Source organism: Streptomyces sp. NPDC058459 (genome assembly GCF_042721685.1).
GTDB lineage: Bacteria > Actinomycetota > Actinomycetes > Streptomycetales > Streptomycetaceae > Streptomyces.
Map to the genome: position 1 here is coordinate 1 of NZ_JBHXLV010000214.1, position 10,832 is coordinate 10,832.

Sequence of the window (10,832 nt, forward strand, 5' to 3'; positions counted from 1 at the left end):
GGGGTTTCCTGCTCCCCAAGAGAGTGCCCGCGTGGTGACCATGGTCTGCCAGAGACGGGCAACGGTCAGCGCGTCCTCGCGCGGGTCGTTGTCGCCCCGCTCGGGAGACATGCCGTGCATGCCGCCGCCCGGCCGAAGTCCGGGGGTGGAAGACGGCTGGGCCGGCTTGGCGCGCGGGTCGCGGAGGTTGGCCTTCGCCAGCGCGGCCAGGCCGCAGCCGGTGGGGTAGCGCTTGCCGCGGATGCGATGAGCGAAAGCGAGCGTGTCGACCGTCCGCTTGAGCACAGAGTCTGGGACATCGGTGACCATGGCGGCCGCGCGAAAGTCGGCGCTGAGGATGCCGTGACCGATGACTAGCCGCTTTCCGTGCAGAGCGTTGATCAGGCGGCTGGCAGGGCGGGGTCCTTCGATCAACTTTTGTCCCGTGACGCGGAGTTCGGCCCCGTTCCATTCGGCATGGACGAGCGCGGCCCGGCCGATCACCCAGCCCTCCGGTGGCGCGGGGGCAACCCCGCGTCCGTGAGCACGAGAGCCGCGGTCGAAGTCGACGTCGCAGAAGGTCAGCTCCAATGGGCGCGACTGTCCCTGCCCCTGCTGATGCTGCCGGCGACGACGTGATGCCTTGCCCAAGGGATGCCCCACTCCTCCAGAACGTGTGACGCAGTGCGATCGCATCGTGACAGAAGCCACTGACAGTCTCGTCTGACCTGGGGGAAGCATCAGGGCCCGCGTCCGCGACACCGACCGGGACCTTCGAGGGAGCAGGTGACGTCGCCTACCCGTGGACAGGCCTTCAACTGGCCGTGTGGTGCTCGGTCTCCGGCACCGGGGGCATCCAGTGCACGGCGTTGTTGCGGAAGGACGCGTAGATCGGCACGAGGTCTGCGCTGCTGGTGTCGTCGAGGGCGGCGACGTTGATGCCGATCTCTGGGATGTCGCTGTCGATCGCCGCGAGGCGGGCGCCGCAGGTCGGGCAGAAGCCGCGTTTCGCCTCGCCTTCGAAGGTCCTGTACCAGGTCGGCTCGCCGCCCTCACTAGTCCAGGTGACCGTCTCGAATCCCACCCACCACATCACCGGGGTTCCGCCGAGTTTTTGACAGTGGCGGCAGGCACAGGTGTGGGGGAAGACTGCCGGACCTTGGGCGGTGAAACGGATGCGGCCGCACAGGCAGCCTCCCGTACGCTCCCTGGCTGTTTCGGCTCCGTCGACGTCGGCGGCGGGGGTGACGTTATCAGGTGATCTCCCAGAGACGGTTGGCAAGTTGGGCAGATCAGTGTGCCACCGCTGCCGTGATCGTCAGGACACTGTTTGGCGGCTCTGGCGTGGCCAGGCCAGGTGCGTCGATCGCGAAGGGTCGCCGTGCCCGTCCGCGGTTGATCCGCCGTGCGGAATTCGGCCAGGTCCGATGGCTTTGTGCCATTCGTCGGCAACCCGGTCTCAACGTCACTGAGGCCCGGCTACATAAGGAGGCTGGGGTGGCGTGCTGCCGTCCCCGCGTGGTGATGGCTGGTCGTATAGGGGGAGGTTGGGACGGTTTGGTGACCATCAACGTGGCGGTGCTGCTCGCCGTCATCGTCGTGTGGAGGTTGCGGCGGCGTACGCATTCCCGTAGCCGCTTCGACGAGAAGCTGACCGTCGTCATCGTCCTGGCGCTGGGCGTCCTGATCGCGCCGACGCCGGCGGGCCAGGGGATCTTGAACGTCCTGGGACAGCTTGCGAGCGGCGTCACCCAGGCCGGCCGGTGAGCCCCCGCACACGCAACGCGGGCCGTTCAGCGTCGGCAGGCGCCCACTTCGGGGCACGGGTCTGGGAAGAGGGAGAGTGATGGCGGCACGTCGACGGCGCCGGCGCTTGAAGAAGCGGGCGCGCAGGCAGGTGCAGGGCTGGGGTGCGGTGGCGGCGGTGGTCGCCGCGGTGTGGGTCGCCGAACACTGGTCGCTGGTGTGGCCCGTCCTGGTAGCCGTGCTTGCCGCGGCCGTCGTGGGTGGGGTCGGATGGGCGCTGCTGCGGGCGCACCGCCAGGCGCTCGGCCAAGACCGCGCGTGGCGGGCGCAGGAGGAGGCCCAGGCGCGCGAGTTGTCCATGGCCGAGGTGGACGCGTTGTCGTGGCAGGAGTTCGAGAGGTACGTCGCGGACCTGTGTCGGCGGGACGGCTGCACGAAGATCGTCGTCAGCGGCAAGAGCGGTGACCTGGGCGCGGATGTCGTCGGCTACCTGGCCGACGGCCGCAAGCTGGTCGTCCAGGTAAAGAAGTATGCCCCGCATCGAAGCGTGGGCTCCCAGGACATGCAGAAGTTCGTCGGTACCGCCCGTCTCGAACACGGCGCCGATGTCGCGCTGTTCGTCACCACGTGCCGCTCGTTCACGAGGGACGCGCTGGGCCTGGCCCTGCGCCAGGACATCGTGGCCCTGCACCGCGACCTTCTGGGATCCTGGGTCAAGGGCGCTCATCTGGAGACCCTCATCCCGCTGAACGGCAGCGGCAGCGGTACCAGGCGGCGCCCCTCTGCCTGACCGTGGCAGACAGGGGCATCGCATGGGGAGCAGTCCTCTCCGAGGTTCCGAGCCGGGCTCACGCGAAGGCGAGTCCGCGGAAGCTGTTGCGGATGTCGGTCAGCGGCTGGCGGTCACGGGTGTAGTAGAGCTTGTTGGTCAGCAAGACCGCCCAGCGGTCCTGGACCGGTGAGATCCACATGCCGGTGCCGGTGAACCCGTAGTGCACCCAGACGTCCCCTTCCTCGGCGGTGCCGGGGGCTGGGTGCCAGAACAGGCCGCGGGCGGGTTGGAGGCCACCGGTCAGTACGGTGAGCGAGTAGGCGGTCCACTCGGTGCTGAAGCTGGCCTGAGCGGGGGCGGAGTCCGGGCCCAGTATGTAGCGGAGGAAACGGACGAGGTCGTCGAGGACGGTGAAGACGCCGGCGATGCCGCAGACACCGCCCAGGAGACGGGCGGAGAAGTCGTGAACTGTGCCCTTGAGGTGGGTGTCGGTGTCCTGGTCGAGTTCGGTCGGCGCGCAGCGGGCCGCGAGGTGGCCGGGCAGTGGCCCGAAGCGGGTGGTGTCCATGCCCAGCGGCTGCCAGGTGCGGGCGGTGGCGAGCTGGTCCAGGGACTGACCGGGAGGTACTCGGCGAGGTAGCCCAGGATGAGGGCGGCCCGGTCGGTGTACTCGACAGCCTCCCCGGGCGGGCGGTGCAGGGCCTCGTGCAGCACGCCGACCGGGATGGCCTGCGGGTCGGTGCCGTAGAGGTTCTTCAGCTGGGCCCGCAGCGGGACGCCGGCGGTGTGGGTCAGCAGCTGGCGGGCGGTCACCGCGCCGAGCGGATGTCCGCTGAGCTCGTCCCAGAAGGTGCCAAGCGGGGCGTCGAGGTCAAGGACGTTGTCCTCCCACAGGTGCGCCGATAGACGCCCACACGGCGAGGATCTTGGTGAGGCTGGCGGCGTCGAAGACGATGTCGAGCTGCATCTTCACCTGCGGCTCGTCGGGGTCCAGGACGCCGGTCGTACCGCAGGCGTGGACACGGTCGGTGTCGCCGACGGCCCACACGGCACCGGGGTAGACCTTGTCGCGGATGCCTTCCTCCAGCAGGGCTTCGATGCGGTCGGTTGCGTACGTCATGGTCTCCCTGTTCGCCGGGGGCATCCCGCCGGGCCAGCGTAGTGACGCAGGCGGGCCAGACCGTGCAGTGGCGCGTCATGGACACCGCGGCTGTGCCAGGCCGAAGGCGGAATTCTGCGCCGAGGCACGACTCGGGGGAGTCGATCTCCACGAACCTTCGCGACGCCGTACGTGCCGTGCGGGCCGCCAGAGACGGCGGCGGGGCATTCCAGGCGCCATGGACGATGCGCGCGAGCTCACCGAGGACGAGGTGAACGACCTTCTGAGCGACGAGGACCGCGATGCCGGCGGGAAGGACGAGTACGAGTGGGTGCGGTGACCATGACAGGTGCGGGGCCTGTGTGGCGGTCGGCCCCGGCGGCGCCCCACAGGAGGGGGCGGCACGGGGGCCGAGTGCGGACACCTTGACGCGGGGTCAGGTGACGGGGATGACGTAGGCGCGGGCGAAGTGGGTGCCGATGTGCGCTTCGTGGAGGTGTCCGGCGATGGCGCGGTCGCCTTCGACGCCCATGACGACGTGGATGTGGGCGAAACCGTTGCGGATCTCGCCGGTGCCTGTCATCTCGCCGGGCAGGTCGTACTTGGTGATGTTGTCCTTGAGCGCGTCGCTTTCGGGCATGGTCGAGACGGTGAAGGAGTCGGCGGCGCCGATCAGGGAGACGATCGCGGCGTCGGTGATGCCAGCTGCGGCGGCCTGGCGGTTCAGCTCGTCGACGAGCTCGCCGGCGGGGACTTCAAAGACGATCATGCAGGACTCCGTCCGATCATGGGGCTCAGCTCCCGCAGCATGACCGAGGAGCACCATCGGGCGCCAGAGTCCTGGGGGTTGAGGGCTTCCCTCGCGAAGCGGGTGGCGAGGAGGTCCGCGCGGTGGCCGTACGAGGCGGGCTGGGAGACGATCCGGCCGGCCGTCGTCCAGTCCACGGCGCACACGCGGGAGGTGACGGCCGTCATGTAGAAGTGGCGAACCTCCTCGTCGTGGGCCAGGACGCGGGCGACCTGAGCGGCCTGGCCCTGGCCGGGGAGCTTGGCGACGACGCAGGTGCGGGCTCCGGCGGCGTGGTGCTGTGCGAGCACACCGCCGGCCAGCAGGCTCTCATCGTCGGGATGGGCGAACACCCCCAGCAGCGAAGGCAACGGCTGGTTCATGCGAAGAGGGCTCCTTGATGTGGCGGACAGGCAACGGGGTCAGATGATGGGCGGCCGCCCGGCGGCGGTGAGTCGGTAGACGGTGCGCCAGCTCATCGGCCGCCGCCGCTGCGTACGTCGGGTCGTCCACCCTTCGCGCATGCCGCGCAGGGTCTGCCCCAGTCCGCCGCCGCGGCGCACGGCCCGGGCCAGGGTGATCGTGGTCCCGGCGCTCAGGTAGAGGGGGAGGAGCGGAACGGGGAGGTTGCGGTGGGCGATCCAGATCCTGTTGCGGGCGGCGAGCCGGTGGTACAGCGCGTGGCGGGCGGGTGTGGTGAGCGGGTGGTGCATCCGGATGTCGGTTGCGTACCAGCCGCTCCAGCCCGCCGCGTACAGCCGCAAGGCCAGGTCGAACCCCTCGTGGTAGAGGAACAGCGTGCTCTTCCAGCCGGCCACCGCGTCGAAGGCCGCTCGTCGGATAAGGACGACGCCCTCGGCCATCAAGGTGACCCGCCCCGGGCGCCCGGGGGGCGAGGCGCGCTACCGGGGCACCCAGCGGCGCGGCGTCGTCGCATCGTCCGGGCCGGTCAGCCGCGGCTGTACCCAGGCCGCTTCGGGATGCCGCTCTGCCTCAGCGACGAGCCGGGCGAGGACATCGGCGCATGGAAAGGTGGCGTCGTTGTCGAGGAAGAACAGCCATCGGGGGCGTCTCCTGCCGCACGCAGCGCCTCGGCGCCAGCGTTCCGGCCGCCGGGAATGCCGACGTTCTCCGGCAAGCACACGGTGAGCGCGCCGGGTGGCAAGACTTCGGGGCGGCAGCCGTTGCCGACCACGACCACCCGGACCTCGACACCACGCTGCGCGAGGAGCGTCGCCTGCGCGGCGGCCTCCTCCGCTGGGCGGTCGTTCATCGTCAGCTTGTGGACGCTGTTGAGAGCTGACCACTGACCGTTGCGGCTTGTGTCCCCATATTTGGGGTCAGCGTGGCCGCAGCCAGAGGGGGGAACAGGGGGTCTGTCAACTCTCTCCTCCATGTCATGGGCATGCGCGCGATGTGCAGAGGAAGGGGCGTCCGGCACTAGCATCAGCGTGTTCGCCGACACCTGGAGTTTGCCGCTATGTCGTTGCCGCGCCTCGGAGTCGTCATCGTGACGATGGGCACTCGCCCGCGTGAGCTGGAGGCTCTCTTGGCCTCCGTCGAGAAGCAGGACGTTCCGGCAGCACGGGTGGTGCTGGTGGGGAACGCAACGCCGCTCACGGACATCGCCACGGACGTAACGAAGATCCCGCTCGAGGAGAACTTGGGTTGCCCCGGCGGCCGCAACGTCGGGCTGAAGCTGCTGCGCGAATCCGGAGAGGTTGACGTCGTCGTCGAGCTGGACGACGACGGACTCCTCATCGCCGATGACGTATTCCGCAAGATCCAGAAGCTGTTCGCGACGGACCCCAAGCTCGGGATCATCGGCTTCCGGGTCGCGGATGAGAACGGACACACAGAGCGACGTTGGGTGCCGCGCCTTCGCGCCGATGATCCGATGCGCCGGGGCCTGGTGACCGCCTTCCTCGGAGGGGGGCATGCCCTCTCCGTCCCGATGCTGGAGCGGATCGGCGACTGGGCTGGCAAGTTCTTCTTCGGGCATGAAGAGACCGACTTGGCCTGGCGTGCCTTGGACGACGGCTGGAAGATCCTTTATGAGCCCGACCTTGTTCTTCAGCACCCCAAGACTTCCCCGGCCAGGCATGCGGTCTACTACCGCTTCACCGCGCGAAATCGAGTCTGGCTTGCCCTGCGCCGGCTGCCCCTCCCCTTGATCCCGGTCTATCTGGGCGTGTGGATCGTGCTCACCCTCGCCCGCATCCGGTCCGTCAGCGGGCTGAAAGCATGGTGCGGCGGCTTCATGGAGGGGCTTCGCAATCCGTGCGGTCCTCGCAAGGCAATGAAGTGGCGCACGGTGTGGCGAATGACGCGCCTGGGACGTCCCCCGCTGATCTGAGACGGAGCCTGCCGACGACGGACAGGGGCTGAAGGGGCTGCTCTTCCAGCAACCGTGCCGGGAACTCGGGCAGCTGCCGGTCAGCGCCGCTGGCGCCGGTCGGCGAGCTGGGTGACGTTCGTCTGCGCCTTCAGGTCCTCCTCGAGCTCGGCCGCGCGGAGTGCTCGTAGATCCGAGGCGGGTCGACGCCCAAGAAGGAGCGAAAATTGCGGTCAATCCACGACTGCCCTACGGCCTCACGCCCGGTCGGCACCGCGGCAAGCGCACGCGCCGCGCCGCGCAAGTCACGCCACCAGATGTCCGGCAGGTTGGGGTCGCGGTCGAGCACGGGGCTGCCGGCGACGACCGTCGGCGTGGTGATGAACTTGGTGAGCTCGGCCCGGTACGCGTACGAGCCGTGCGTCCAGTCCATCAGGTCCCGCAGCCCGGGGCGCGGGACCATCCAGGGTACTGAGGCGTCCGCCAGGGCGGTGCCCCCCCCCAGCCGTCCGCCGGCCTTCTCCGACAGCGCGGAGACGACACGCAGCCGGCTCGTGCCGACACGGCGCCCGAGCGTGCGCCCTTGCCACTCCCACACCTCCGGGCCCGACGGCGTGAGGTGGAAGGCGCGGGCCGCGACCGCCAACGCGCCGCGCATCCGAGTGGCGTCCTCGGCGGATTCCGGGGCGGTGAACACCGGTGCGGTCATGGTCCGTTCCCTCGTTTCGCGTCGTGGTGCTCGACGGACGTGAGCGGGTGCCTGTCACGGCCGGGATCCGCGGGCATCGGCCCGGGGACGCCAGCCGCGCAGGGTCTCTCCCGGGAAACCTGGTCAGAACAGAGCACTCTGCTCTGCCTCCGTGCCCGAGGGCGGCCGTTTGGGCTGCAGTCCGGCGGCCGCGTCCAGCTCGAGGAGCGTGCGCCACCGGCCACCGGCACACCCTTTCTCCAGGAGTCGGGCCAGCACTTGCGCCGTGGCCTCGACGTCCGGCATCGCCCGGTGCCGTCCGGCCGGTTTGGCGATGCCGTAGTAGCCGAGCAAGCTGTCCAGCCCGTAGGAGCTGAGCCCGGGAACCACGGCCTTGGCCAGACGCAGCGTGTCCAGCAGCGGCGTTGCCGCAAGCACGGGGCAGTGCTCTGCCTGACGGGCGATGATCCCGGCTTCGGTGGAGGCGTGATGGGCGACCAGCCGGTACGGCGGCGCGGTCAGGCGCGCCTCAAGCCGGGCCATCACCTCGGCGGACGGCGCTGCCGAGGACAACATCTGCTGGGTGATGCCCTTGAGCTGGACGTCCATCGCCGTCACGGGCACGTCAGCCGGCGGACGCATCAGCTCCTCGAAGCGGCCGACTTCAGCCAGATGCCCGCCCATGGGGCGCAGCGCTACCACGGCGACCTCCATCGGCTCGGCGGGCCGCCCTGCCGGGGTAAGGCCCTCGAAGTCGATCACCAGGAGCGTAGTCCCACCGAAGCGCGGATCACTCATCAGTTCCTTCACGACATCCCCTCCTTCCCGGCCGCCGCCGACTTCTTCCCGACGGGCCAGGCCTGAGCAGGTTGACCACCCCCGCCCGGCACATCGGGTCCGGGGCGGGCAGCATGACGGTGATCCGAGAAAGCGGTCATGGCAACTGCCGGGGCACAGCGGCAAGCGGAGGCAGCGTCCAGGACAGGGCCTTCGAGCCCGCGCCGGAGGTGACGTGCTGTAGCCCGGAGCTGTCGCAGAAGTCGACCCGGTACCGCTCGGGCCGTCCGGCCTGCTCCCAGCGGGAGTGGAGATCTTCGAGCTCAGCCCACACATCACGCGGTCCATGGACTCGAACGGTGCCGTCGTCCGGTCCGACCACGGCCCAGGAGTCGTCATCGGGCGCGACGATGGTCATCGTCTCGGCCTTGAAGTCCCGGACCAGACCAGGCGCGCGGTATGCGGCGGCGAGCCAGAATCCATACGCCTCGTCCGGCGGCGGCGTGAGCCGCGTGGACCGTGCCGTGCCGGGGTCGTCCTTGATACGGGCGCGGTGGTCCAGGACGTCGAGCCACCGGTAGCCGAGCAAGGGCCGGTACCCGCGCGCCCGGCCCCGCAGGACCGCCTCGATCGTGCCGGCCACGGTGCGGGTGACGAGGAGCTGTCCCGGCCAGCTCGGCGTACGGGTCACGAGCGTCGTGAGCAGCCGGCCGCCCGGCGCGAGCTGCTCCACCCACGGCACCGGGACACACGGCACGCCGATTCCGGAGTGGACCCGGTCGTACGGCGCCCTCGCCTTGTGTCCTTCGAGCGCGTCACCCTCGATCACTTTCACGCCGACGCCAAGGTGGTCCATATTCCGCTGGGCGAAGGCCGCCATGGGTCCGTCCCGCTCTACGCCGGTGGCGAGTCCGGGGCCGGTGATGGCGGCGGCTAGGGAGCGTATTTGGTTGTGATCATGGGGCCGCTCGTGTGAGGTCCTTGATCCAGATCATGGAGGCCCTGAGGTGGAGTCCGGCGAGGTAGCTCCCCGGGGTCTTGTCGTAGCGGGTGGCGATGCCTCGCCATGCCTTCATCCTGTTGATCGCCCGTTCGACGGTGTTCCGTTCCTTGTAGAGCTCGGTGTCGTGACTGACGGGCCTGCCACCTCCACTGCCCTTCTTCTTCCGGTTGGCGGCCTGGTCCTTCTTCTCTGGGATGATCGCCTTGATACGACGTTTGCGCAGGTGAGCACGGTTGCCGCGAGACGAGTAAGCCTTGTCTGCGGCGACTGCGTCCGGCCGGGTGCGGGGGCGGCCGACGGGCCCGCGCACCCGCACCTTCCTCAGGACGGGGATGAACTGCGGGCTGCCCGCTGCCTGGCCCGCGGTCAGGATGAACGCCAGCGGGCGGCACTTGCGGTCGGCGGCGAGGTGAACCTTGCTGGTCTGCCCGCCCCTGGAGCGTCCCAGGAGGGCGGCCTTCAGACGGAGTGTGTGCCGACGCCGGACGCGTCGTCGTTCTTCCCGCGCGGGATCGATTTCGGTCTCCCGCCCTCTTTGTTCTTCGAGGCCGCCCCCTTTGACCTGGCCTTCTCCTCCCCGGCGGCGGCTTTCTCCAGGGCGGTGACGACGTCCTCGTCGAGGTGCATCCCGGCCGCGTCGTGGTGGGCACGGGCGGTGGTGGAGTCGATGCTGACCAGGGACAGGTCCACCTCACCCCGCTTCGCAGCTTCCGCGATCAGGCCCTCCAACAGCGCCTCGAAGACCCCGGCGTCACGCCACTGCCGGAAGCGGTTGTGGACGGTCGACCATGCACCGAACTCTGCCGGCATCTCCCGCCACCGGCCGCCCGTCTTGAACCGCCAGATCACGCCCTCGAACTGCTGCCGCAGCCGCTCGGGGTACGGGCCGTACTCGCCGATCGGCAGGTACGGCTCGATGAACTCCCATTCCGGATCGGTCAGTTGCACTCGCGTCACGTATGACGGTCTACCAGACCAGACCGTGCCACGAAGGCACATCACGCAGATTGATCACGACTCGATACGCGCCCTAGACGTCGTTTCATTTGGTGAGTCGTCGGTAGTTGATGAGGCTGGTGGCGATGGCTGTGAACGCGAGGAAGTGCTCGGGTTTCCGTTCGTAGCGTCGGTGCAGGCGGCGGCTGCCGGCAAGCCAAGACATGGTCCGCTCGACCACCCAGCGGTGCCGGCCCAGTCGCTACGAAGAGTCGGTACCGCGGCGGGCGATGCGAGGTGTGATGCCGCGTTCCCGGAGCCATCGCCGCAGGTAGGGGTGGTCGTAGCCCTTGTCCCCGTGGAGTTTCCCAGGCCGCCGCCGGCGGGGACCGCGTCGGCTGCGCACCGGCGGAATCGAGGCGATCAGGGGCTGCAGCGCGAGGCTGTCGTGCGTGTTAGCAGCTGAGATGGCGACGGCGACGGGCAGGCCGTTGCGGTCCACGACCAGGTGGATTTTCGATCCACTCTTGCCTCGATCGGTCGGATTCGGTCCGGTCAGCTCCCCCCTTTGAGTGCACGGATGCTGACGGAGTCGACGCCGAAGCGCGACCAGTCCAGCTCGCCCCGCGCTCCGAGTTCGTCGAGGATGGGGGAGGCGCCCTCGGTCTTTCGTAGCTGTCGATGCACGATCCCCCGCATCGCTCCCTGAA

General features: G+C 69.3%; 11 protein-coding genes and 4 pseudogenes. 3 read left to right on the top strand and 12 right to left on the bottom strand.

The features are described from left to right. Together ACFWN1_RS27760 and ACFWN1_RS27765 are read right to left on the bottom strand one after the other, a co-directional pair. Window positions 1-570 (bottom strand): hypothetical protein (locus tag ACFWN1_RS27760; protein WP_384367563.1); only part of this gene is annotated, 570 nt, incomplete at its 3' end. A 223-nt stretch (window positions 571-793) separates the two neighbouring features. Beyond that, window positions 794-1,072: a GFA family protein gene (locus tag ACFWN1_RS27765; protein WP_384367567.1), complete on the bottom strand. Its 279-nt coding sequence runs from the start codon at window positions 1,070-1,072 to the stop codon at window positions 794-796. A 464-nt stretch (window positions 1,073-1,536) separates the two neighbouring features. On the opposite strand from ACFWN1_RS27765, the gene ACFWN1_RS27770 reads away from it, so the two are divergent. Continuing rightward, window positions 1,537-1,746 (top strand): hypothetical protein, encoded by a 210-nt coding sequence (locus ACFWN1_RS27770; RefSeq protein WP_384367570.1) that lies wholly within the window; start codon window positions 1,537-1,539, stop codon window positions 1,744-1,746. Window positions 1,747-1,825: 79 nt separating this feature from the next. Next, the gene (locus tag ACFWN1_RS27775) at window positions 1,826-2,515 is read left to right on the top strand and encodes a restriction endonuclease (protein WP_384367573.1); all 690 of its coding nucleotides are present in this window, start codon (window positions 1,826-1,828) and stop codon (window positions 2,513-2,515) included. A 58-nt stretch (window positions 2,516-2,573) separates the two neighbouring features. Here ACFWN1_RS27775 and ACFWN1_RS27780 read toward each other — a convergent pair. From ACFWN1_RS27780 to ACFWN1_RS27800, 5 genes and pseudogenes are all read right to left on the bottom strand, one after another. Continuing rightward, a pseudogene (locus ACFWN1_RS27780) lies at window positions 2,574-3,617 on the bottom strand (serine hydrolase domain-containing protein). A gap of 415 nt (window positions 3,618-4,032) precedes the next feature. Further along, a complete protein-coding gene (locus tag ACFWN1_RS27785) occupies window positions 4,033-4,365 on the bottom strand; it encodes a PCC domain-containing protein (RefSeq protein ID WP_384367576.1) in 333 nt (110 codons plus the stop codon). A 283-nt stretch (window positions 4,366-4,648) separates the two neighbouring features. Further along, window positions 4,649-4,766: pseudogene (locus tag ACFWN1_RS27790) on the bottom strand (PIG-L family deacetylase); the annotation flags it as partial. Window positions 4,767-4,805: 39 nt separating this feature from the next. Further along, window positions 4,806-5,246, bottom strand: a complete 441-nt coding sequence (locus ACFWN1_RS27795; RefSeq protein WP_384367579.1) for a glycosyltransferase family 2 protein — start codon at window positions 5,244-5,246, stop codon at window positions 4,806-4,808. A gap of 86 nt (window positions 5,247-5,332) precedes the next feature. Continuing rightward, on the bottom strand, window positions 5,333-5,656 hold the full coding sequence (locus ACFWN1_RS27800; RefSeq protein ID WP_384367582.1) for a hypothetical protein: 324 nt from the start codon (window positions 5,654-5,656) through the stop codon (window positions 5,333-5,335). Window positions 5,657-5,863: 207 nt separating this feature from the next. Here ACFWN1_RS27800 and ACFWN1_RS27805 point away from each other — a divergent pair, with 207 nt between their 5' ends. After that, window positions 5,864-6,739 (top strand): glycosyltransferase family 2 protein, encoded by an 876-nt coding sequence (locus tag ACFWN1_RS27805; protein WP_384367585.1) that lies wholly within the window; start codon window positions 5,864-5,866, stop codon window positions 6,737-6,739. A gap of 130 nt (window positions 6,740-6,869) precedes the next feature. Here ACFWN1_RS27805 and ACFWN1_RS27810 read toward each other — a convergent pair whose 3' ends face one another. From ACFWN1_RS27810 to ACFWN1_RS27830, 5 genes and pseudogenes are all read right to left on the bottom strand, one after another. After that, window positions 6,870-7,427, bottom strand: a complete 558-nt coding sequence (locus ACFWN1_RS27810) for a hypothetical protein (protein ID WP_384367588.1) — start codon at window positions 7,425-7,427, stop codon at window positions 6,870-6,872. Window positions 7,428-7,550: 123 nt separating this feature from the next. After that, window positions 7,551-8,216: a PolC-type DNA polymerase III gene (locus ACFWN1_RS27815; protein WP_384367591.1), complete on the bottom strand. Its 666-nt coding sequence runs from the start codon at window positions 8,214-8,216 to the stop codon at window positions 7,551-7,553. 124 nt (window positions 8,217-8,340) lie between these two features. Beyond that, window positions 8,341-9,129, bottom strand: coding sequence for a hypothetical protein (locus ACFWN1_RS27820; RefSeq protein WP_384367594.1), 789 nt, complete (start codon window positions 9,127-9,129; stop codon window positions 8,341-8,343). Between the two features lie 10 nt (window positions 9,130-9,139). Beyond that, a pseudogene (locus ACFWN1_RS27825) lies at window positions 9,140-10,143 on the bottom strand (IS5 family transposase). A gap of 85 nt (window positions 10,144-10,228) precedes the next feature. Further along, window positions 10,229-10,770 (bottom strand): annotated as a pseudogene (locus tag ACFWN1_RS27830) (IS5 family transposase); the annotation flags it as partial. Between the last annotated feature and the right edge of the window lie 62 nt (window positions 10,771-10,832).

Excerpts from the sequence above, each read along its gene's own strand:
- ACFWN1_RS27810 (WP_384367588.1), bottom strand. The coding sequence starts at position 7,427 with ATGACCGCACCGGTGTTCACCGCCCCGGAATCCGCCGAGGACGCCACT.
- ACFWN1_RS27765 (WP_384367567.1), bottom strand. The coding sequence starts at position 1,072 with ATGTGGTGGGTGGGATTCGAGACGGTCACCTGGACTAGTGAGGGCGGC.
- ACFWN1_RS27775 (WP_384367573.1), top strand. The coding sequence starts at position 1,826 with ATGGCGGCACGTCGACGGCGCCGGCGCTTGAAGAAGCGGGCGCGCAGG.
- ACFWN1_RS27805 (WP_384367585.1), top strand. The coding sequence starts at position 5,864 with ATGTCGTTGCCGCGCCTCGGAGTCGTCATCGTGACGATGGGCACTCGC.
- ACFWN1_RS27795 (WP_384367579.1), bottom strand. The coding sequence starts at position 5,246 with ATGGCCGAGGGCGTCGTCCTTATCCGACGAGCGGCCTTCGACGCGGTG.
- ACFWN1_RS27785 (WP_384367576.1), bottom strand. The coding sequence starts at position 4,365 with ATGATCGTCTTTGAAGTCCCCGCCGGCGAGCTCGTCGACGAGCTGAAC.
- ACFWN1_RS27800 (WP_384367582.1), bottom strand. The coding sequence starts at position 5,656 with ATGAACGACCGCCCAGCGGAGGAGGCCGCCGCGCAGGCGACGCTCCTC.